The sequence below is a fragment of the Serratia sp. OS31 genome, from assembly GCF_014164835.1.
Taxonomy (GTDB): Bacteria; Pseudomonadota; Gammaproteobacteria; order Enterobacterales; family Enterobacteriaceae; genus Serratia; species Serratia liquefaciens_A.
This window is the reverse complement of sequence record NZ_JACJFQ010000008.1, coordinates 93838-113046: the sequence shown is the minus strand read 5'-3', so window position 1 is coordinate 113046 and position 19209 is coordinate 93838. Positions and strand designations below refer to the sequence as shown.

The following is a 19209-nucleotide window of genomic DNA, read 5'->3' as shown; positions in this document are numbered from 1 at the left end:
GGGTAAGATGACAACAGGCATAGTGATCGCCGCTGCCGGACGTGGAGAACGCTTCTCTCAGGCCGGTGGCGCAGGCAATAAATTAAATGCCGAGTTTGCGGATGCCGCTGGCCGCCAACGTTCGCTGTTTGAACAGACGCTGCGTCAAGCGTTGGCGTCCGGCCTGCCAATATGGGTGGTCACCCGACCGGACAACCACCCGGTACAACAGATTTGCGCCGCCTATCAGGTTCCAGTCACGCTGCTGGCCAGCGACGGTCTTGGCGATTCCATTGCCGCTGGCGTTAACGCCACGCCGCACTGGCAAGGCTGGCTGGTTCATTTGGCGGATATGCCGTTCGTTACCCCGGCGGTTTTCCAGCGGGTAGCCACCACGTTGCAGCACCACGCCATTGTCCGCCCCCGTTTTGAGCAACAGCCGGGTCACCCGGTTGGGTTTTCCGCTCTATTGCGCAAACAACTGAGCCAATTACGTGGCGATAATGGCGCACGCGATCTGCTTAAAGAGCAGGCGGTACACTGGCTTTATTTTGATCAACCCACCGTGGTGCAGGATATAGATCTTCCGTCGCAGCTACCGGTCAGCGAGTAACTCATCTATGCAACATCTCGATATCACCGTGGTCAGCCAGGCGATAAACTGGCTGAAACAACAACCGGTGTGGCTGTGCACCGTGCTGAGCACTTACGGCTCCTCACCGCGATCGCCGGGGGCGCTATTGGCCTCCACCCAGGATGGGCATTATTGCGGCTCGCTGTCCGGGGGGTGCGTGGAAGAAGACTTTCTGCGGCGCCTGGCGGCCGGGGAGTATCAGGCTGCCAGCCAGGTCATTCGTTACGGTGAGGGTGGTCTGGAGCCCAACGTGGCGCTGCCCTGCGGCGGCGTGCTGGAGGTGCTGATTGAGTATTTGCCGGCGGGCGACGAGAGCATCGATTACCTGACAACCCTCGCCGGCGCGCTAAACGGACACCATGCGCTGGTCAAACGCCTCACCCTGCCGGATGCCTGCGGCAGCCTGACATTGACCGATTTCGCCAGTGCAACCCAGGTGGAACGCCGCGGTCCGCAAATTACCCTGCATATTGCCGCGGCCCCGCGTTTGCTGATCGCCGGTCTGTCCAGCGTGGCATTGTACTGTGCCGATTTCGCCAGTTCGCTGGGGTTTGAAGTGTTGGTGTGCGAGAACCGTCCGGAGGCGCTGGAAAATTTCGCCCCGCAGTTGAGATCCAACGTAACGCTACTGCGTCAGTTTCCGGCCAAGTTTATTGAAGACGGCGGCTGTCACGCCAATACCGCAATTGTCGCGCTGACTCACGATCCCCGCATGGACGATCTGACGCTTATGGAAGCTATCCATACTCCGGCGTTTTATATCGGCGCCATGGGATCGTTGCGCAACAGCGCGCGTCGTCGCCAACGCCTGCAGCAAATTGCCGAATTCAGCCCGCAAGAGCTGGAGCGAATTCATGCCCCGATTGGCCTGCCGCTCGGCAGCAAGACCCCGGCTGAAATCGCGCTGGCAGTGATGGCAGATATCGTGCAGCAAAAGAACCGCTCTGCCACCCCACTCAGTCAAGGGGAGTCACTGGCACCAGGTGTTGGAGCTCAAGATGCAGCTCCTCCCGCTCATTTAGCGAATAGTTGAACATCGTCAGGTCAGGCCCTTCCCGGCGGGCCAGGCCAAGTTGCGGCAAGACCTGAGTGTACATCTGGACGATATGATCGTTCAGGGCCACCGGCTTGCCGGCATAGCAAAAACGACAAAAATCACCGGAGATATCCGGCAGTGCTTCAAGCCCGGCATCGTCACTGACCGGGCAGTCCGCCGCTACCCCCAGGGTGTAATCTACCCGCACTCTTTCCCCATCCGGCACAAACTGGGCCAGCGAATAGGTCAATGCCGGGCGCCCGCCCAGCAGGGCATAGAACGTCTCTTTTATTTTGCTGCGGATGGGAAGGTGCGACTTATCCAGATCGGTAATATCCAGATGGTAAGGGTAACTCTTCCCGCGGATAGCATACTGCCCCTTGGCGACCTTGACGCGATCGACCTTGATATCACCCGGCTGATTCACCGACAGCGAGCGAACCAGATGGCTGAAGTCCTGTTTACGCGCATGGCGATAAACACTGGGAGATTCGGCAAAGTGCTTTTTGAAGCAGCGAGAAAAGGTTTGTTGGTTATCGAATTGATATTCAATAGAAATATCAAGAATGCTTTTTTGCGTATAACGCAAGGCGAAAGCGGCGAGGTACAAGCGGCGTGCGCGAATATAGGAAGCCAGCGACAAACTGGTCTGCTTTTTGAACATTCGCTGCAGATACCATTTCGAGTAGCCTGATTTGGCAGAAACGATATCCAATGACAAGGGATTGGTTAGGTTGTCTTCAATCCAGACCAGCAATTCCCTGATATGACTTTCCTGCGTTTCCATGAGTTTGCCGAACCTTCTGTTCCAAATATGCCTTTATGCGCGTATTAGTGCTTTGCGCGTAGGGTATACAGGTTAAAACATGGCGTCCAGCGGGCTACAGTAATTTACACAGGGGTTGATAAAACCTGAAATTTGCCGCCCCACTGCGGGCGGCAAATCCTTTCGGCGGTTACTTCACGCAGCGAGAACACTGGCCGGCCTGGATCTTCTGGAAGAAGTCATTGCCTTTATCATCCACCAGAATAAACGCCGGGAAATCTTCCACTTCGATTTTCCAGATCGCTTCCATACCCAGCTCCGGGTATTCGACGCAGGTCAGGCTCTTGATGCTCTGCTGTGCCAATACGGCCGCCGGGCCACCGATGCTGCCGAGGTAGAAACCGCCGTGCTTGTGGCAGGCGTCGGTCACCTGCTGGCTGCGGTTGCCTTTCGCCAACATGATCATGCTGCCGCCGTGAGACTGCAGCAGGTCGACGTAAGAATCCATGCGCCCGGCCGTGGTTGGCCCCAGTGAACCGGAGGCGTAGCCGTCCGGCGTTTTGGCCGGGCCTGCGTAGTAAATCGGGTGATCCTTGACGTATTGCGGCAGGCCTTCGCCCCTGTCCAGGCGTTCTTTCAGCTTGGCGTGGGCTATGTCGCGGCCCACGATGATGGTGCCGCTCAAGGACAGGCGGGTGGATACCGGGTATTGCGACAGCTGTTTGAGGATATCGGCCATCGGGCGGTTAAGGTCAATTTTGATCGCCTCACCTTCGCCGGCCTGACGCAGTTCCTGCGGGATAAATTTGCCCGGGTTATGCTCCAGCTTCTCCAGCCAGATGCCGTCGCGGTTGATCTTGCCCTTAATGTTACGGTCAGCGGAGCAGGAAACCCCCATCCCCACCGGGCAGGATGCGCCATGGCGCGGCAGACGTACCACGCGGACGTCATGTGCAAAGTATTTGCCGCCAAACTGCGCGCCCAACCCCAGGTTCTGCGCTTCTTTCAGCAACTCTTCTTCCAGCGCCACGTCGCGGAATGCCTGACCGTGCTCATTGCCTTCGGTCGGCAGGCCGTCATAGTACTTGGTCGACGCCAGTTTTACGGTTTTCAGCGTCGCTTCCGCCGAAGTACCGCCGATAACGAATGCCACGTGGTACGGCGGGCAAGCCGCAGTGCCCAGCGTACGCATTTTCTCGACCAGATAATCCTTCAGCTTGCCCGGAGACAGCAGCGCTTTGGTTTCCTGATAAAGGTAGGTTTTGTTGGCGGAGCCACCACCCTTGGCAATGCACAGGAATTTGTATTCTTCGCCGTCTACGCTGTAGAGATCAATCTGCGCCGGCAGGTTGCTGCCGGTGTTGACCTCGTTATACATATCCAGCGCGGCGTTTTGCGAATATCGCAGGTTGTCTTCGATAAAGGTGTTATACACCCCGCGTGACAACGCTTCTTCGTCACCGCCACCGGTCCAGACACGCTGGCCCTTTTTACCGACGATAATGGCGGTACCGGTGTCCTGACAGGTCGGCAAAATACCTTTGGCGGCGATTTCCGAGTTACGCAAAAATTGCAGCGCAACGTATTTGTCGTTTTCGCTGGCGTCCGGATCCTTGAGGATATCGGCAACCTGCTGCTGGTGCGCCGGGCGCAGCATAAATGAAGCGTCATGAAACGCGTGCTGAGCAAGGAGGGTTAACGCTTCAGGGGCTACTTTCAGAACTTCCTGGCCTTCAAATTCGCTCACGGAAACGTGATCGCGGCTTAACAGATAGTATTCGGTATCGTCTTTCTTCAGCGGGAACGGATCTTGATAATGGAACGGTTTATTCGACATTGATCTCTCACTTGCAACATCAGCTGCGTTAAATTCACACTTACTCAGCCAGCTCGGGGCAGGCCGCGTCAAAAAACTTCCCACACCTTACGTATTTTTAATCAGTCGGTTATTGCGCTAAATCGCATAATAACCCCTGCGTTAGAAAGGTATTTTCTCGGGGTGCTTTTCAATCTTTTCTGTGAGCGCTGCGGGTACAGACTCAGCATGTACGGTTTATTATCCCGCAGTTAACACATTGATTACAATCCATCAGCGTCGATCGGGTTATCAATGCGATAAAAAACCGGCCCGACAGGCGGGATGAGAATTAGTTTTTCGTCTTATTGCCAGCCGTCGCGCCATTGCTTAAGCTAGCCTCAATGAACAAAGTAAGAATCCCCATAGCGCTGCAACAGGCGGTGATGCGCAGCCTGCGCGAAAAACTGCTGCTGGCGCGTCAGCATTTTTCCGTCGAATTTCCGGAACCCAAAGTCGTTTACCAGCAACGTGGCACCAGTGCGGGCACCGCCTGGCTGCAAGCCTGGGAAATTCGCCTGAATCCGGTTTTGCTGATGGAAAACCAGCAGCCGTTTATCGACGAAGTGGTGCCGCACGAACTGGCGCACCTGCTAGTTTTCCGCCAGTTCGGCCGCGTAGCCCCCCATGGGCGCGAATGGCGCTGGATGATGGAAAGCGTGTTGCAGGTGCCGGCCAGCCGCACCCACCAGTTTGAGATTGCCTCGGTGCAGAGCAAAACCTTCCCCTACCTCTGCCGTTGCCAACAGCATCAGCTCACCGTACGTCGGCATAATCGGGTGCTTCGCGGTGAAAGCGAATATCGCTGCCGCCAGTGTGGTGAAAAATTAAAATTTATCGCCAACGAGCCTCTTTAACCAAATATCCACCGCTATATCCTGCGAGTTTCAGGTTACAGCCAGGCACCCGGCTGTAGCTTGAGAGCCATGGGTGTAAAGCCCGTCGTTTGCCACTGTCGTTGACTTCCGCTACCCTGCCTGCCTTTCCAATTTTGAGCCGTTTTGGAACATGCTTCGCAAAATTTTGTTTACGGTGGTTTTCGCCGCAGGTGCCGCACAGGCGCACGGCATTAATAATTTCTCTCAGGCCAAGGCTGCAGCGGCCAAAATCAACCAAGGCGCGCCCGGCTCTTTCTACTGCGGCTGCCGGATTGAGTGGCAGGGTAAGAAAGGCATCCCGGATTTGAACAGTTGCGGCTATCAGCCGCGTAAGAACGCTCAACGCGCACAGCGTATCGAGTGGGAACATGTGGTCCCGGCCTGGCAGTTCGGCCATCAATTGCAGTGCTGGCAACAGGGCGGTCGCAAAAACTGCAATAAAGACGCGGGCTATCGCCAAATCGAAACTGACCTGCACAACCTGCAACCAGCGATTGGTGAAGTGAACGGCGATCGCAATAATTTCATGTACAGCCAATGGAAAGGCGGCGAAGGCCAGTACGGCCAGTGCCCCATGAAGGTGGACTTTAAAAACAAGCAGGCCGAACCGCCCGCCCGCGCCCGCGGCGCTATCGCCCGCACCTACTTTTATATGCGCGACCGTTATCAACTGCGGCTTTCACGCCAGCAGACCCAACTTTTCGAAGTGTGGAACCGTCAGTATCCGGTCAGCCAATGGGAATGCCTGCGGGAGGCACGCATCGCTAAGGTACAGGGCAATCACAATCCCTATGTTCAACAGGCTTGCCAGCAACGAAAGGGCTAAATTCCCTTCGTACTTAAAACTGCAGCGGCGTTAACTGCGTGAGCTTACCCGAATCACTTACTTAAGTAAGCTCATCGGGATGCACTCACTTGCCGCCTTGCTGCAGCTTCAATTACTTTGGGTATATACTCTTTTTTTTCAAACTGCAGCACTGATGACTGCACATGAGTCAGGAACGAATATTTCTATGCGTATACCCCGCATTTATCATCCGCAGCCGTTAATCGACCATGCAGAAATCGCACTGAGCGAAGACGCCGCCAACCACATCGGGCGTGTACTGCGCATGAGCGCCGGCCAGGCGCTGCAGCTCTTCGACGGCAGCAACCAGGTATTTGACGCCGAAATCACCCAGGTCGACAAAAAAAACGTGCTGGTGCGGTTAGCCGCAGGCCAACAGGAAGACCGTGAATCGCCGCTCAATCTGCATCTGGGCCAGGTGATTTCTCGCGGTGAGAAGATGGAGTTCACCATCCAGAAATCCATCGAGCTCGGGGTCAATGTCATCACCCCGCTGTTTTCCGAGCGCTGCGGCGTAAAGCTGGATGGCGAACGTCTGGCGAAAAAAATTCAGCAATGGCAGAAGATCGCCATCGCCGCCTGCGAACAATGTGGCCGTAACCGCATTCCGGAAATTCGCGAAGCGATGAAACTGGAAGACTGGTGCGCTGAGCAAGATGGCAGCCTGAAACTTAACCTGCACCCACGCGCCAGCCACAGCATCAATACGTTGCCGCTGCCAGTGGAACATGTCCGCCTGCTGATTGGGCCGGAAGGCGGTTTATCCGCCGACGAAATTGCGATGACCACAGGCCACGGATTTACTGATATCCTGCTGGGGCCACGCGTTCTGCGTACAGAAACCACAGCACTCACCGCAATTACCGCTTTGCAGGTACGTTTCGGTGATCTGGGTTAAAGGAGAAAAGATGATTAAGCTCGGCATCGTGATGGACCCTATCGCCTCCATCAACATCAAGAAAGACACCAGCTTCGCCATGCTGCTCGAAGCGCAGCGCCGTGGCTGGGAACTGCATTACATGGAGATGGACGATCTCTATCTGCACGCCGGTGACGGCCGCGCCCGCACCCGTCTGCTGAACGTAAAGGAAGATAAAGAAAGCTGGTTCAGCTTTGGCAGCGAACAGGATCTGGCGCTGCACGATCTGGACGTGATCCTGATGCGTAAAGATCCGCCGTTCGATACCGAATACATCTACGCGACCTATATTCTGGAACGTGCAGAGGTCAAAGGCACGCTGGTGGTCAACAAGCCGCAAAGCCTGCGCGACTGCAACGAAAAGCTGTTCACCGCCTGGTTCCCGGAACTGACGCCGGACACCCTGGTCAGTCGCAGCGCGGCACACATCCGCAAATTCCACCAGCAGCACAGCGACATTATTCTCAAACCGCTGGACGGCATGGGCGGCGCGTCTATCTTCCGCGTGAAGCAGGATGACCCTAACCTGTCGGTGATTATCGAAACCCTGACCGAGCACGGCAGCCGTTTCTGCATGGCGCAGAACTTCTTGCCGGCAATCAAGGAGGGCGATAAGCGCATTCTGGTGGTTGACGGTGAGCCTGTGCCTTACTGTCTGGCACGCATCCCGGCGCAGGGCGAGACCCGTGGCAACCTGGCGGCTGGCGGCCGTGGCGAAGCGCGCCCACTGAGCGAAAGCGACTGGAAAATTGCGCGCGCGGTGGCGCCGACGCTGAAAGAAAAAGGGCTGATCTTTGTGGGTCTGGACGTAATTGGCGATCGCCTGACTGAAATCAACGTCACCAGCCCAACCTGTGCGCGTGAAATAGAAGCGGCCTTCCCGGTTTCCATCACCGGTATGCTGATGGATGCAATCGAGAAGCGTCTGGCAGCGAAGTAATCGAAATGCGGGTGACTTGCGTCGCCCGCCTTCCCGACCTCCCTGAATGACGCTGTCAGCCCGCGTCAACCGAGTCGCGGCTTGAAAGGCGATGGGGATAGCCGCATACTGGCGGCTGTTTAACTTCTCACCAATCAAATACCTTAAATAACACCATGAATTTACAACACCATTTTCTTATCGCTATGCCATCACTTCAGGATCCTCGCTTCAAACGCTCGGTGATTTATGTCTGCGAGCACAATGAAGACGGCGCCATGGGCCTGGTGATCAATAAACCGGTGGAACAGTTCACGGTGGAAACAGTGCTGAGCAAACTGAAGATCATGCCGCAGGCGCGCGATCCGGCCATCAGTCTGGATAAACCGGTGTTTGCCGGCGGCCCGCTGGCTGACGATCGCGGTTTTATCCTGCATACCCCGCGCAAAGGCTTCGGCTCCAGCATTCAGATCTCGCCGAAGACCATGATCACCACCTCGAAAGACGTGCTGGAAACGCTGGGCACACCGGAACAACCGGATGACGTGCTGGTCGCGCTCGGCTATGCCGGCTGGGAAAAAGGCCAACTGGAACAGGAAGTGTTGGAAAACGCCTGGCTGACCATTGAGGCCGACACTGACATTTTGTTCCATACGCCGATCGCCAGCCGCTGGCGCGAGGCCGCCAATCGCCTTGGCATCGATATTCGCAGCATTGCCAACCACGCAGGACACGCCTGATGACCAACCGCACCATTATCGCCTTCGACTTCGGCACCAAAAGCATCGGCGCGGCCATTGGTCAGGAGCTTACCGGCAGCGCCCGTGCGCTGGCGGCTTTCAAAGCGCAGGACGGCTCGCCGGACTGGCAGAAAATCGAGAAGTTGCTGAAAGAGTGGCAACCGGATCTGGTGGTGGTCGGCCTGCCGCTGAACATGGACGGCACCGAACAGCCGGTCACTGAGCAAGCGCGCAAGTTCGCCAACCGCCTGCACGGCCGCTTTGGCGTGCAAATCGCGCTGCATGATGAGCGCCTCAGCACCGTAGAGGCCCGCGCCAACCTGTTCGATCGCGGCGGCTTCCGTGCGCTTGACAAGGGCAGCGTGGATTCCGCCTCGGCGGTGGTCATTCTGGAAAGCTGGTTCGAACGGCAATTGGGTTAATCCGCTGGCAAAGTTCCCTCCACGCCACCCAGTAACCCCGCACCGATCCGCTGTTGCAGACCTTGTTCAAAGGTCTGCATGCCGGACTGCCCACCGGTTTGCAGCACGCTGGCAAGCTGATGGGTTTTGCCCTCGCGGATCATGCTGCTGACCGCCGCCGTCGCCGTCAGCACCTCAAAAATCGCCACCCTGCCGCCCCCGGGCCGACTCAACAACTTCTGCGCAATCACCGCCTGCAGGCTACCGGCCAACTGAGCACGCACGTAGGGCTTTTCTTCCGCCGGGAAAACATCCACCAGCCGATCGACCGCCTGCGTCGCGCTGCGGGTATGCAGCGTCGCCAGTACCAGATGGCCGGTTTCCGCAGCGGTAAGCGCCAGCCTGATGGTTGTGGTGTCACGCAGCTCACCCAGCAAGATGACGTCTGGATCTTCACGCAGGGCAGCACGTAATGCGTCGTCAAAGCTGTGGCTATCGCGGCCCAATTCGCGCTGCTGAATTAAAGAGTGTCGACTGTGGTGAATAAATTCGATCGGGTCCTCCAGCGTAAGAATATGCCGCCGCTGGTGCTGATTGATGTCGTCAATCATTGCCGCCAGGGTCGTGGATTTACCGCTGCCGGTCGCGCCGGTCACTAAAATCAGGCCATCTTCCCTGCGCACCAGTGCCGAAATAATGCCTGGTGCCGCCAACGCCGCCAGCGTCGGGCACTCGCTGGCAATCAGCCGCAAGGCAAGCGAAACCCCGAGGCTTTGCAGAAAGAAATTGGCGCGCAGCCGAATATCGTCCGCAAGCGTCAGCGCCAGATCAAGCTGCCCCTGCTGTTGCAATTGCTGCCGCTGCTGGGGTTGCAGCAGCGCGCTGCACAAGCGGTGCATCTTGGTCTCGGTCAGTTTTTCCGCACCTTCCAGCGGCTGTAATTCGCCATCGATGCGCAACATCGGCCGATGTCCCGTACAAAGGTGCAGATCGGAAGCATTATGCTTTACACTAAGGGCCACGAATTCACCGATATCCATATCAATCTCCTGGGTCAATAATGAGCACTATCCAACAGAATCTGCAGGATGTCAGAAACCGCATTGCCGCGGCCGCTCAAGGCTGCGCTCGCGCTCCAGAAGAAGTGACGCTGCTTGCAGTGAGTAAAACCAAACCTGTGGCGGCGATCGCAGAAGCCATCGCGGCAGGCCAGCGAACCTTCGGCGAAAACTATGTGCAGGAAGGCGTGGATAAGGTTCAGCATTTTGCCGCGTTGCCGGAAGGGGCAACGCTGGAGTGGCACTTTATCGGCCCTTTGCAATCCAATAAGAGCCGGCTGGTAGCAGAGCACTTTGCCTGGTGTCATACCGTCGATCGGCTGCGTATCGCCCAGCGGTTAAGCGACCAACGCCCGGCAGACATGCCGCCGCTTAACGTTCTGATCCAAATAAATATCAGCGATGAACAGAGTAAATCTGGCATTGTACTGGCTGAACTGCCGGCGCTGGCTGAAGCGGTGGCTGCCTTGCCAAACGTTCGTTTACGCGGGCTGATGGCGATTCCGGCTCCGCAAGAAGACTATCAGAGCCAATTGGCGGTATTCCGCCAGATGCACGACGCCTTCCTGGCGCTGCAACAGCATTATCCGCAGGTGGACACGCTGTCGATGGGCATGACCGATGACATGACGGCGGCCGTTACCGCAGGCAGCACTCTGGTTCGTATCGGTACCGCCATTTTTGGCGCGCGAGATTATTCGCAGTCCTGACACACTGACGAGGAATTTTAATGCAACACCGTAAGATTACCTTCATTGGCGCCGGCAACATGGCCCGCGCAATCATCGCCGGCCTGGTGGCGGGCGGTTACCCGGCCAAATCCATCAGCGTCTGCGCGCCTTCGGCTAAAAACCGCGATGCGCTGGCTGCCGACTATGGCATCGTCAGCAGCGGCGATAACTTTGCCTGCGCACGCGAGGCCGACGTCATCGTACTGGCGGTGAAGCCGCAGATGATGGCAGATGTCTGCCAGCCGTTGCGCGATCAGATCGATTTCAGCGGCAAGCTGGTGCTGTCGATCGCCGCAGGCATTCAGGTCAGCCGTTTTTACCAGCTGCTGGCCGACAACTTGAACATAGTACGCATTATGCCAAACACGCCATCGCTGGTGGGAAAAGGCATGAGCGGCCTGTATGCGCCGCAGCAGGTAAGCCAACAAGATCGTGACTACACCAGTGATTTGATGGCGTCAGTCGGCAAGGTATGTTGGGTGGATGACGAAAACGGCATCAACAGCGTGATCGCCGCCGCGGGCAGTGCCCCAGCCTATTTCTTCCTGTTTATGGAAGCCATGCAGCAGGAAGCCGAACGTATGGGCTTCGACAGCCAGACGGCCCGTGCGCTGGTGCAACAAGCGGCTTCCGGCGCCGCTGCGCTGGTGGAAGCCAATCCGGAGACGCCGTTGTCGACCTTGCGTGAGCAGGTAACCTCCAAAGGCGGCACCACCGCCGAGGCGCTGCGGGTATTCAACGAGCAACAGCTGCCGGCAACCGTGGCCAAAGCCATGCAGGCGGCAGTTTCCCGTGCGCAGGAAATGGAAAAATCATTTTAAATAATCGAGAGTTAAGGAGAAGGACGACTTCATGCTAACGCTGACTTTTTTGGTCAAAACCGTTATTGATCTTTACGTCATGGTACTGCTGCTGCGCATCTGGATGCAGTGGACACGCGCTGACTTTTACAACCCATTCGCGCAGTTTATCGTGAAGATCACCCAGCCGGTGATTGGCCCGCTGCGCCGTATTATCCCGTCAATGGGACCTATTGACAGCGCATCCCTGCTGTTGGCTTTCCTGCTGATGACCATCAAGTACCCGCTGTTGCTGCTCATTCAGGGTGGCGCGATGTCACTCAGCCCGTATAACCTGCTGTTTGGCTTGATCTCGCTGGTGAAGTCGGCCGGTTATCTGATCTTCTGGGTGATGATTATCCGCGCGCTGATGAGCTGGATAAGTCAGGGCCGCAGCCCGATTGACCAGTTGATGTATCAACTGACCGAACCTTTGATGGCACCAATCCGCCGTATTCTTCCGGCAATGGGCGGCATTGATTTTTCAGCGATGGTAGTGATCCTGATCCTGTATCTGATCAACTACCTGGGTATGGATCTGTTCGGTGAGATCTGGTTCCTGCTGTGAGTGCAGTCACCCCCGTGCTGGACGGGCTGGCAATCAGGCTATATATTCAGCCGAAAGCCAGCCGCGACCAGATTATCGGTTTGCATGGCGACGAACTTAAAGTCGCCATTACCGCCCCGCCGGTAGACGGCCAGGCCAACGCTCATCTGATCAAGTTTCTCGCCAAACAGTTCAAAGTGGCGAAAAGCAACGTCACCATAGAGAAAGGCGAACTGGGGCGGCATAAACAGTTACGCATCGTTAATCCGCAACAGATCCCCGCCGTGGTCGCGGCGCTAATCGAATAAATTTCAAGGTAGTCATCATGCAAAAAGTCGTTCTTGCCACCGGTAACCCGGGTAAAGTGCGCGAACTAGCCGACCTGTTGGCCGATTTCGGTCTGGACGTGGTCGCACAAACCGAATTGGGCGTGGAGTCCGCCGAGGAAACCGGCCTGACGTTTATTGAAAATGCCATTCTGAAAGCCCGCCATGCGGCACAAATCACCGGCCTGCCGGCGATCGCCGACGACTCGGGTCTGGCGGTGGATGCTCTGGGCGGCGCGCCAGGCATCTATTCTGCGCGTTACGCGGGTGTAGACGCCTCTGACCAGCAAAACCTCGACAAGCTCCTGGTTGCGCTGAAGGACGTGCCCAAGGGCAGCCGCGGCGCACAGTTCCACTGCGTGCTGGTGTATATGCGCCACGCGGAAGACCCGACGCCGCTGGTGTTCCACGGCAGCTGGGCCGGTGAAATCACCGATGCCGCCGCCGGTGAAGGCGGTTTCGGCTATGATCCTATCTTCTACGTTCCGGAGCTGGGCCGCACCGCTGCCGAGCTGAGCCGTGACGAAAAGCGCGCAGTATCACACCGTGGTAAAGCCCTGAAGCTGATGCTGGAAGCGATGCGCAATGCTTAAGTTGCCCCCGCTGAGTTTGTACATTCACATTCCGTGGTGCGTGCAGAAATGCCCGTACTGCGACTTCAACTCGCATGCGTTGAAGGGCGAAGTACCGCATCAGGAATACGTCGATCATCTGCTGGCGGATCTTGATGCCGATCTGCCGCTGGTCAGTGGTCGTGAAATCAGCACCATTTTTATCGGCGGCGGCACCCCCAGCCTGTTGAGTGCCGAAGCGATGCAATCGCTGCTGGACGGCGTACGGGCACGCATCCCAGTGATTGACGGCGCCGAGATCACCATGGAGGCCAACCCGGGTACCGTAGAAGCCGATCGCTTCAGCGGCTATCAGCGCGCCGGTGTGAACCGCATTTCTATCGGCGTACAGAGTTTCAGCGCCGAGAAGTTAACTCGTCTGGGTCGCATTCATGGCCCGGAAGAGGCCAAACGCGCAGCACACCTGGCTACCGGCCTGGGTTTGCGCAGTTTTAACCTCGATCTGATGCACGGCCTGCCGGACCAGTCGCTGGAAGAGGCGCTGGACGATTTACGTCAGGCCATCGCCCTCAATCCCCCGCACCTGTCGTGGTATCAGCTGACCATCGAACCCAATACTCTGTTTAGCTCACGCCCGCCGGTGCTGCCGGACGACGACGCGCTGTGGGATATTTTCGAACGGGGCCATGAATTGCTGAGCGCCGCCGGCTACCAGCAGTATGAAACCTCGGCCTACGCCAAACCGGGCTATCAGTGCCAGCACAACCTCAACTACTGGCGCTTCGGCGACTACCTGGGGATTGGCTGCGGCGCACACGGCAAGTTGACCTTCAGCGACGGTCGCATTCTGCGCACCGCGAAAACCAAGCATCCGCGCGGTTTTATGCAGGGCAAGTACCGGGACAAGCAGCATGAGGTGACGGCGGCAGATCGGCCGTTCGAGTTCTTTATGAACCGCTTCCGCCTGCTGGAGGCCGCACCGCGTGCCGAGTTCGTCAACTACACCGGGCTGGATGAAAGCGCGATCCGTGCATCGCTGGACGAAGCGCTGGCGAAAGGCTATCTGGTGGAAACGCCGGAATACTGGCAGATCACCGAGAAAGGCAAACTGTTCCTTAACTCGCTGCTGGAGTTGTTCCTGGCGGATGAATGAAAAAAAAGCGCTGAATTATCAGCGCTTTTTTTTAAGCGTCAGGCAGCATGGTGGGGACAATGGGTAATATCCCCTCTTCCCTTTAGCAAGCCTTCAACAGAAATATCCTCATCCAACGTCTCCCAATGGATCCCACGGGCACTCAGCTCAAAATGGGCACGCTCTTGGTTCGTTGCATTCAGCAATCGAGGAAACCAGGCGAGTGGAACGCCGATAATTCTGGCATCGCTCAACTCAACCCACATCGTTGTCTCATCGAAGTTTACGTTTTTAGCTGAAATACTCATCCCAGGCCTCCAAAAATAACCCTTTATGGACTCCAACAACTTCGGTTAATTCTTTTAATATTCTGGCATTAAACCCATCATTACGGGCTACCAGCACTTCTGGCATCAGCCAAAACTTGGCTTCTGCCACGGCATCTCTGACATGAATATGAGCCGGTTCCAACGGCTCATATTCATTCGAATAAAAAAAGAATTTATAACCTTTATAACGGAATATCACTGGCATCAATGCAAAATCCTTTTAGTCATTGATTATAGTTTAACCAGTCTGTCAGATGTTCGTTAGAAGGTCAAAACAGACCATAAGCCAGATTACTTCAATGCATTAAGCAAATCTTTGCGCTGGGTTTCCAGGCCGGTAACGCGGTTGCACACGTCGTGGCCGAAGTTCTGGAAGTCCTGCTCCTGGTTATTCCATTCGTTCTGAATCGCCTTCTGCAGGCCCCCCAGATTGCCCATAATCGCCTGCAACGGGTTGCCGCCACTGTTGGCTGCCTGCTTGACGCCCATCTCATTCAGGCTGTCCTGCAATACGCCGCCCATGCTCTGCTGGACGATATTGCGGCCATCCTGCTCAACCTGATCAATCGCCTTGTGATGGAAGGTCAGGCCGTCGCTGCGGTGCTCGATGATACGGTTCATCTGTTGCTTAAGCTGACCGTTCAGCGTGGTCAGGCGGTTACGCACGTTGCTGTCGCTGCCCAACTCTTTGACGATCACCTTGTCCAGCGCCACCCGCGCTTTTTCCAGATGTTGCTGAGCGCCGTTGTCGATCCACGGCAGCTCTTTGCGCAATGCGCTCTGGTAGCTGAAGGCCTTCTGACGCTGGCTATCTGTCAGGCTCAGCGCCTGGCCGTTGCGGGTGACATCGCCATCCGGCGAAATCTGCAGATTGCCGCTGGCCCCGGTCACCTGTACGTTCTGCGGACTGATAATCACGTCGTCCTGGGGTTTAACGTTGCACTGATACTCGGCATGGGCCTGTGAAGCAGTCAGCAACAGTAAGGCTAACCCGGTTTTCTTTAACATATATTCTCCTGACGCCCTTCCGTGGTGGGGCTAAAAAATCGAACGGCTAATCCGTTGAGACAACAGTTCCAGCGCCGCAGTTCCCGCCAATGAGTTACCGGAAGCATCCAGTTCCGGCGACCAGACGGCGATCGACAGCTCGTCGGGGACGATAGCGACAATGCCGCCCCCCACGCCGGACTTGCCCGGCATGCCCACGCGATAGGCGAATTCTCCTGCGCCGTCGTACATGCCGCTGGTCATCATCAGCGCATTAATCTGGCGTGCCTGCAGGGGGCTTATCACCTCGCGTCCGCTAAGATCACGCCCGTGATTGGCCAGATAAACAAAGCTGCGCGCCAGCTCCACGCAGCTCATCCGCAGCGCGCAGTAGTGGAAATAGGTTTGCAGCACGGTAAGCACGTCGTTTTCGAAATTGCCGAACGACTTCATCAGGTAGGCTATCGCCGCATTGCGATCGGAGTGCTCGAACTCGGAACGGGCCACGCGCGAGTCATAGGCCAGGTCATCTTCACCGGCCAGTTGGCGCACCACTTCCAGCATTCGCTGCTTGGGCGCGCTGAGCCGGGTTTGCAGCATGTCGCATACCACCAGCGCACCGGGGTTGATAAACGGATTGCGCGGTTTGCCCTGCTCCATCTCCAGCTGCAGCAGCGAGTTGAACGGCAGGCCGGAAGGCTCCTTGCCAACCCGACGCCAGATCTCCGGCTCTTGATAGCGCGTCAGCGCCAGCGTCAGGCTCAGCACCTTGGAGATCGACTGAATAGAGAAACGCTCGTCGGCGTTACCGGCCTGGAACATTTCGCCGTCGACGGTGCAAACGGCGATCGCCAGCCGATCGGCCGCCACTTCCGCCAGCGCCGGTATATAGTCCGCCACCTTGCCCTGGCCAATCAGCGGGCGCACCTGTTGCAGGATCTCATCCAGCAACGCGTTATCCAATGTTGTTACCACCGCGGTCACACTCCGGACAAAATAAAGGTGCCGTAAAGGCACCTTAAATCAATAGATTCAGCGCGACGACAGGCCGCGCTTATCAGGCAGGAAAATCAGTCCCACCAGATATCGAACAGATCGCTGACCTTAACGTCGGTCAGTTTACGCGCTTCCAGCCATTTTTTAACCAGTTCGCGTTGCTCGTCAGTGCAGTGACCGATGGTCTGCAGACAGATCAGGCCTTCCCACTGCAGGTAGCCGCTACCGTCAAAAGCCATGCCGTTCGGCTCAATCACTTCGTCGATAAAAGCGTCCAGCGTGCTGTCGATATCTTCAACCGCGGTGCCTTCGGCAAAGCGCCATGCTACGGAGAAGCCCAGCTCCTGAAACTCTTCAATGTGTAACTTTTTACGTAAACGACGACTGCGGTTCTTAGCCATTATTCTTTCCTCTCAAACATCAAGTCCCAAACGCCATGTCCCAGACGCTGGCCGCGTAATTCAAATTTTGTCAGTGGGCGTGAATCCGGACGCGGCACATAATCATTATCGCTGGAAAGATTGCGATAGCCTGCGATCCCGTTCATAACCTCTAACATATGTTCTGCATAAGGCTGCCAGTCGGTGGCCATGTGGAAAACGCCGCCGACTTTCAGTTTGCGACGCACCAGTTCAACAAACGGCGTCTGTACGATGCGGCGTTTGTTGTGGCGCGCTTTGTGCCACGGATCGGGGAAAAACAGCTGAACCATGTCCAGCGAACCGTCCGGGATCATATTTTCCAGCACCTCAACCGCGTCGTGACACATTACGCGCAGGTTGTTCAGTTCCGCTTCGGTAGCGTCGGCCAGGCAGGCGCCCACGCCCGGCGAATGGACTTCTATCCCCAAGAAGTTCTGCTGCGGGTTGTTGCCCGCCATGGTCACCAGCGAGGCGCCCATACCAAAACCGATCTCCAGCACGGTCGGCGCGTCGCGCCCGAACAGTGCGGCGATATCGACAGGTTCAGCCTGATACTCCACGCCCATCACCGGCCAATAGTTGTCCAACGCGTGCTGCTGGCCTTTGGTCAACCGCCCCTGGCGGCGGACAAAACTGCGGATACGGCGCATCGCGCGGCCGTTCTCATCAAATTCCGGGGAGATGACGTCATTAATCATAGTGCTTTCTGTCTGTTTGGCTGCCAATTAGGGAAACGCGCATTATGCAAAGATACATTGGTTTAGCAAGTGTTCATCTAATGTACCTGCCGTGCGACGTCGGAAAGTTCCGGTTTACAGCATCATGACTCTATGCTGCAATCGCGCTTCATTTTCTGCCGGATATCGAATCAGCTTATGATGCAAGCACAGCAGTTCGCACAGGTGGTGCTTGACTGGTACCAGCGTTACGGCCGTAAAACCCTGCCGTGGCAGCTTGATAAGACCGCCTATCAAGTATGGCTCTCTGAGGTCATGTTGCAACAAACTCAGGTTGCCACCGTGATCCCTTACTTCCAGCGCTTTATGGCACGTTTTCCCAACGTGCGTGCGCTGGCTGAAGCGCCGCTGGACGAAGTGCTGCACCTGTGGACCGGCCTGGGCTACTACGCCCGTGCGCGCAATCTGCATAAGGCGGCGCAGGCTATTGTCGCACAGCACGGCGGCGAGTTCCCGACAACCTTTGAAGAAATCCACGCTCTGCCCGGTATTGGCCGTTCAACGGCAGGCGCAGTGCTGTCGCTGGCGCTCGGCCAACACTACCCCATCCTCGACGGTAACGTAAAACGCGTACTGGCCCGCTGCTATGCCGTAGAAGGCTGGCCGGGCAAGAAAGAAGTGGAAAACCGACTGTGGGAAATCAGCGAAAACGTCACTCCGGCCAAGGGCGTTGGCCAGTTCAATCAGGCGATGATGGATCTGGGGGCGATGGTCTGCACCCGCTCCAAGCCGAAATGCGAACTGTGCCCGCTCAGCCTGGGCTGCATCGCCCACGCCCACCACAGTTGGGCAAAATACCCCGGTAAAAAGCCCAAGCAGACCCTGCCGGAAAAAACCGCCTACTTCTTATTGCTGCAGCACGGCGAACGAGCCTGGCTGGAACAACGCCCCGCCGTCGGCCTGTGGGGTGGTCTGTTCTGCTTCCCGCAGTTCAGCGAACGTGAAGAGATGGAACTCTGGCTGCAACAGCGCGGTCTGAAAAACAATCGCCGGGAGCAACTGACCGCATTTCGTCATACTTTCAGTCATTTCCATCTCGATATCGTGCCAATATGGCTGGAAATGGACGCTACAGGCAGCAGCATGGATGAGGGCGCCGGTCTCTGGTATAACTTAGCGCAGCCGCCATCGGTCGGCCTGGCCGCGCCGGTTGACCGCCTGTTGCAACAGTTGGCAAAACAGTCCCCGCGCCAACAGGGTTTATTTGGCGATAGCGCCATTGATGAGGAATTAGCATGAGCAGAACCATTTTTTGTACCTTCCTGCAGCGTGACGCCGAAGGGCAGGACTTCCAGCTTTATCCAGGGGAAGTCGGCAAACGCATCTATAACGAGATCTCGAAAGAAGCCTGGGCAGAATGGATGAAAAAACAAACCATGCTGATCAACGAGAAAAAACTGAACATGATGAACGTCGACGACCGCAAATTGCTGGAAGCGGAAATGATCAAATTCCTGTTCGAAGGGCATGACGTCCATATCGAAGGCTATACGCCACCAAGCGAATAATGCTGTTGGGGCCAGGCGCTGGCCCTTCCAATACTTCTCGTATACGGCTTT

25 protein-coding genes are annotated in these 19209 nt (G+C 56.5%); 16 read left to right on the top strand and 9 right to left on the bottom strand.

Annotated elements, in window-relative coordinates:
* Positions 1–7 precede the first annotated feature (7 nt).
* Together H5P17_RS09535 and H5P17_RS09530 are read left to right on the top strand one after the other, a co-directional pair.
* Positions 8–592 carry an NTP transferase domain-containing protein gene (locus H5P17_RS09535; RefSeq protein ID WP_182822542.1) on the top strand — a complete coding sequence of 195 codons (585 nt, stop codon included), beginning with the start codon at positions 8–10 and terminating at the stop codon, positions 590–592.
* 7 nt (positions 593–599) lie between these two features.
* On the top strand, positions 600–1646 hold the full coding sequence (locus H5P17_RS09530; RefSeq protein ID WP_182822540.1) for an XdhC family protein: 1047 nt from the start codon (positions 600–602) through the stop codon (positions 1644–1646).
* Here H5P17_RS09530 and H5P17_RS09525 read toward each other — a convergent pair.
* Together H5P17_RS09525 and fumA are read right to left on the bottom strand one after the other, a co-directional pair.
* Positions 1570–2436: a helix-turn-helix domain-containing protein gene (locus H5P17_RS09525; RefSeq protein ID WP_071827055.1), complete on the bottom strand. Its 867-nt coding sequence runs from the start codon at positions 2434–2436 to the stop codon at positions 1570–1572. The two genes, H5P17_RS09530 and H5P17_RS09525, sit on opposite strands and share 77 nt — an antisense overlap.
* A gap of 169 nt (positions 2437–2605) precedes the next feature.
* The gene (gene fumA / locus H5P17_RS09520) at positions 2606–4252 is read right to left on the bottom strand and encodes a class I fumarate hydratase FumA (RefSeq protein WP_044553416.1); all 1647 of its coding nucleotides are present in this window, start codon (positions 4250–4252) and stop codon (positions 2606–2608) included.
* 362 nt (positions 4253–4614) lie between these two features.
* Between fumA and H5P17_RS09515 the strand changes: the two genes are divergently transcribed.
* The 6 genes from H5P17_RS09515 (at position 4615) to ruvX (ending at position 8995) form a co-directional block, all read left to right on the top strand.
* Positions 4615–5127, top strand: coding sequence for a SprT family zinc-dependent metalloprotease (locus tag H5P17_RS09515; protein ID WP_044553418.1), 513 nt, complete (start codon positions 4615–4617; stop codon positions 5125–5127).
* Between the two features lie 151 nt (positions 5128–5278).
* On the top strand, positions 5279–5974 hold the full coding sequence (gene endA, locus H5P17_RS09510; RefSeq protein ID WP_044553420.1) for a deoxyribonuclease I: 696 nt from the start codon (positions 5279–5281) through the stop codon (positions 5972–5974).
* Between the two features lie 187 nt (positions 5975–6161).
* Positions 6162–6893 carry a 16S rRNA (uracil(1498)-N(3))-methyltransferase gene (gene rsmE, locus H5P17_RS09505; protein WP_044553422.1) on the top strand — a complete coding sequence of 244 codons (732 nt, stop codon included), beginning with the start codon at positions 6162–6164 and terminating at the stop codon, positions 6891–6893.
* Positions 6894–6903: 10 nt separating this feature from the next.
* Positions 6904–7854: a glutathione synthase gene (gshB, locus tag H5P17_RS09500; protein ID WP_182822538.1), complete on the top strand. Its 951-nt coding sequence runs from the start codon at positions 6904–6906 to the stop codon at positions 7852–7854.
* A 155-nt stretch (positions 7855–8009) separates the two neighbouring features.
* Positions 8010–8573 (top strand): YqgE/AlgH family protein, encoded by a 564-nt coding sequence (locus H5P17_RS09495; RefSeq protein WP_044553426.1) that lies wholly within the window; start codon positions 8010–8012, stop codon positions 8571–8573.
* Complete coding sequence (gene ruvX, locus H5P17_RS09490; RefSeq protein ID WP_020828599.1) at positions 8573–8995, top strand: Holliday junction resolvase RuvX; 423 nt, start codon at positions 8573–8575, stop codon at positions 8993–8995. Before H5P17_RS09495 ends, ruvX begins: the two co-directional genes overlap by 1 nt.
* Here ruvX and H5P17_RS09485 read toward each other — a convergent pair.
* The gene (locus H5P17_RS09485) at positions 8992–10014 is read right to left on the bottom strand and encodes a type IV pilus twitching motility protein PilT (RefSeq protein WP_182822536.1); all 1023 of its coding nucleotides are present in this window, start codon (positions 10012–10014) and stop codon (positions 8992–8994) included. The two genes, ruvX and H5P17_RS09485, sit on opposite strands and share 4 nt — an antisense overlap.
* A 20-nt stretch (positions 10015–10034) precedes the next feature.
* Here H5P17_RS09485 and H5P17_RS09480 point away from each other — a divergent pair, with 20 nt between their 5' ends.
* From H5P17_RS09480 to hemW, 6 genes are read left to right on the top strand one after another with little or no spacing between them, the layout of a single operon-like run.
* Entirely contained in the window at positions 10035–10742 is a 708-nt protein-coding gene (locus tag H5P17_RS09480) for a YggS family pyridoxal phosphate-dependent enzyme (RefSeq protein ID WP_044553430.1), read from the top strand.
* A gap of 20 nt (positions 10743–10762) precedes the next feature.
* Positions 10763–11584, top strand: coding sequence for a pyrroline-5-carboxylate reductase (gene proC / locus H5P17_RS09475; protein WP_044553432.1), 822 nt, complete (start codon positions 10763–10765; stop codon positions 11582–11584).
* A 31-nt stretch (positions 11585–11615) separates the two neighbouring features.
* Complete coding sequence (locus H5P17_RS09470) at positions 11616–12170, top strand: YggT family protein (protein ID WP_044553435.1); 555 nt, start codon at positions 11616–11618, stop codon at positions 12168–12170.
* Positions 12167–12457, top strand: coding sequence for a DUF167 family protein YggU (yggU, locus tag H5P17_RS09465; RefSeq protein ID WP_044553437.1), 291 nt, complete (start codon positions 12167–12169; stop codon positions 12455–12457). Before H5P17_RS09470 ends, yggU begins: the two co-directional genes overlap by 4 nt.
* Positions 12458–12474: 17 nt before the next feature.
* Positions 12475–13068, top strand: coding sequence for an XTP/dITP diphosphatase (locus H5P17_RS09460; protein WP_044553439.1), 594 nt, complete (start codon positions 12475–12477; stop codon positions 13066–13068).
* Positions 13061–14200 carry a radical SAM family heme chaperone HemW gene (gene hemW, locus H5P17_RS09455; RefSeq protein WP_182822534.1) on the top strand — a complete coding sequence of 380 codons (1140 nt, stop codon included), beginning with the start codon at positions 13061–13063 and terminating at the stop codon, positions 14198–14200. Before H5P17_RS09460 ends, hemW begins: the two co-directional genes overlap by 8 nt.
* Positions 14201–14238: 38 nt before the next feature.
* Here hemW and H5P17_RS09450 read toward each other — a convergent pair whose 3' ends face one another.
* The 6 genes from H5P17_RS09450 to trmB form a co-directional block, all read right to left on the bottom strand.
* A complete protein-coding gene (locus H5P17_RS09450; protein ID WP_044553443.1) occupies positions 14239–14487 on the bottom strand; it encodes a DUF2442 domain-containing protein in 249 nt (82 codons plus the stop codon).
* Positions 14471–14713, bottom strand: coding sequence for a DUF4160 domain-containing protein (locus H5P17_RS09445; RefSeq protein WP_182822532.1), 243 nt, complete (start codon positions 14711–14713; stop codon positions 14471–14473). The genes H5P17_RS09450 and H5P17_RS09445 overlap by 17 nt, the downstream gene beginning before the upstream one ends.
* 86 nt (positions 14714–14799) lie before the next feature.
* Entirely contained in the window at positions 14800–15516 is a 717-nt protein-coding gene (locus H5P17_RS09440; protein WP_044553444.1) for a DUF2884 domain-containing protein, read from the bottom strand.
* 30 nt (positions 15517–15546) lie between these two features.
* Positions 15547–16470 (bottom strand): glutaminase B, encoded by a 924-nt coding sequence (gene glsB / locus H5P17_RS09435; protein ID WP_044553889.1) that lies wholly within the window; start codon positions 16468–16470, stop codon positions 15547–15549.
* A gap of 95 nt (positions 16471–16565) precedes the next feature.
* Entirely contained in the window at positions 16566–16892 is a 327-nt protein-coding gene (locus tag H5P17_RS09430; protein ID WP_020828611.1) for a YggL family protein, read from the bottom strand.
* Positions 16892–17611, bottom strand: coding sequence for a tRNA (guanosine(46)-N7)-methyltransferase TrmB (gene trmB, locus H5P17_RS09425; protein WP_044553445.1), 720 nt, complete (start codon positions 17609–17611; stop codon positions 16892–16894). The genes H5P17_RS09430 and trmB overlap by 1 nt, the downstream gene beginning before the upstream one ends.
* 177 nt (positions 17612–17788) lie before the next feature.
* Between trmB and mutY the strand changes: the two genes are divergently transcribed.
* Positions 17789–18889, top strand: coding sequence for an A/G-specific adenine glycosylase (gene mutY, locus H5P17_RS09420; RefSeq protein WP_255477880.1), 1101 nt, complete (start codon positions 17789–17791; stop codon positions 18887–18889).
* Positions 18886–19158 carry an oxidative damage protection protein gene (locus tag H5P17_RS09415; RefSeq protein ID WP_020828614.1) on the top strand — a complete coding sequence of 91 codons (273 nt, stop codon included), beginning with the start codon at positions 18886–18888 and terminating at the stop codon, positions 19156–19158. The genes mutY and H5P17_RS09415 overlap by 4 nt, the downstream gene beginning before the upstream one ends.
* Positions 19159–19209: the final 51 nt, after the last annotated feature.

What these genes read in the sequence shown, in the direction of transcription:
- H5P17_RS09535 (WP_182822542.1), top strand. Translation starts at nt 8, where the DNA reads ATGACAACAGGCATAGTGATCGCCGCTGCCGGACGTGGAGAACGCTTC.
- endA (WP_044553420.1), top strand. Translation starts at nt 5,279, where the DNA reads ATGCTTCGCAAAATTTTGTTTACGGTGGTTTTCGCCGCAGGTGCCGCA.
- rsmE (WP_044553422.1), top strand. Translation starts at nt 6,162, where the DNA reads ATGCGTATACCCCGCATTTATCATCCGCAGCCGTTAATCGACCATGCA.
- H5P17_RS09460 (WP_044553439.1), top strand. Translation starts at nt 12,475, where the DNA reads ATGCAAAAAGTCGTTCTTGCCACCGGTAACCCGGGTAAAGTGCGCGAA.
- H5P17_RS09485 (WP_182822536.1), bottom strand. Translation starts at nt 10,014, where the DNA reads ATGGATATCGGTGAATTCGTGGCCCTTAGTGTAAAGCATAATGCTTCC.
- H5P17_RS09415 (WP_020828614.1), top strand. Translation starts at nt 18,886, where the DNA reads ATGAGCAGAACCATTTTTTGTACCTTCCTGCAGCGTGACGCCGAAGGG.
- ruvX (WP_020828599.1), top strand. Translation starts at nt 8,573, where the DNA reads ATGACCAACCGCACCATTATCGCCTTCGACTTCGGCACCAAAAGCATC.
- gshB (WP_182822538.1), top strand. Translation starts at nt 6,904, where the DNA reads ATGATTAAGCTCGGCATCGTGATGGACCCTATCGCCTCCATCAACATC.
- H5P17_RS09450 (WP_044553443.1), bottom strand. Translation starts at nt 14,487, where the DNA reads ATGAGTATTTCAGCTAAAAACGTAAACTTCGATGAGACAACGATGTGG.
- proC (WP_044553432.1), top strand. Translation starts at nt 10,763, where the DNA reads ATGCAACACCGTAAGATTACCTTCATTGGCGCCGGCAACATGGCCCGC.
- H5P17_RS09430 (WP_020828611.1), bottom strand. Translation starts at nt 16,892, where the DNA reads ATGGCTAAGAACCGCAGTCGTCGTTTACGTAAAAAGTTACACATTGAA.
- H5P17_RS09445 (WP_182822532.1), bottom strand. Translation starts at nt 14,713, where the DNA reads ATGCCAGTGATATTCCGTTATAAAGGTTATAAATTCTTTTTTTATTCG.
- H5P17_RS09440 (WP_044553444.1), bottom strand. Translation starts at nt 15,516, where the DNA reads ATGTTAAAGAAAACCGGGTTAGCCTTACTGTTGCTGACTGCTTCACAG.
- H5P17_RS09530 (WP_182822540.1), top strand. Translation starts at nt 600, where the DNA reads ATGCAACATCTCGATATCACCGTGGTCAGCCAGGCGATAAACTGGCTG.
- hemW (WP_182822534.1), top strand. Translation starts at nt 13,061, where the DNA reads ATGCTTAAGTTGCCCCCGCTGAGTTTGTACATTCACATTCCGTGGTGC.
- H5P17_RS09470 (WP_044553435.1), top strand. Translation starts at nt 11,616, where the DNA reads ATGCTAACGCTGACTTTTTTGGTCAAAACCGTTATTGATCTTTACGTC.
- H5P17_RS09480 (WP_044553430.1), top strand. Translation starts at nt 10,035, where the DNA reads ATGAGCACTATCCAACAGAATCTGCAGGATGTCAGAAACCGCATTGCC.
- H5P17_RS09495 (WP_044553426.1), top strand. Translation starts at nt 8,010, where the DNA reads ATGAATTTACAACACCATTTTCTTATCGCTATGCCATCACTTCAGGAT.
- H5P17_RS09525 (WP_071827055.1), bottom strand. Translation starts at nt 2,436, where the DNA reads ATGGAAACGCAGGAAAGTCATATCAGGGAATTGCTGGTCTGGATTGAA.
- trmB (WP_044553445.1), bottom strand. Translation starts at nt 17,611, where the DNA reads ATGATTAATGACGTCATCTCCCCGGAATTTGATGAGAACGGCCGCGCG.
- fumA (WP_044553416.1), bottom strand. Translation starts at nt 4,252, where the DNA reads ATGTCGAATAAACCGTTCCATTATCAAGATCCGTTCCCGCTGAAGAAA.
- H5P17_RS09515 (WP_044553418.1), top strand. Translation starts at nt 4,615, where the DNA reads ATGAACAAAGTAAGAATCCCCATAGCGCTGCAACAGGCGGTGATGCGC.
- mutY (WP_255477880.1), top strand. Translation starts at nt 17,789, where the DNA reads ATGATGCAAGCACAGCAGTTCGCACAGGTGGTGCTTGACTGGTACCAG.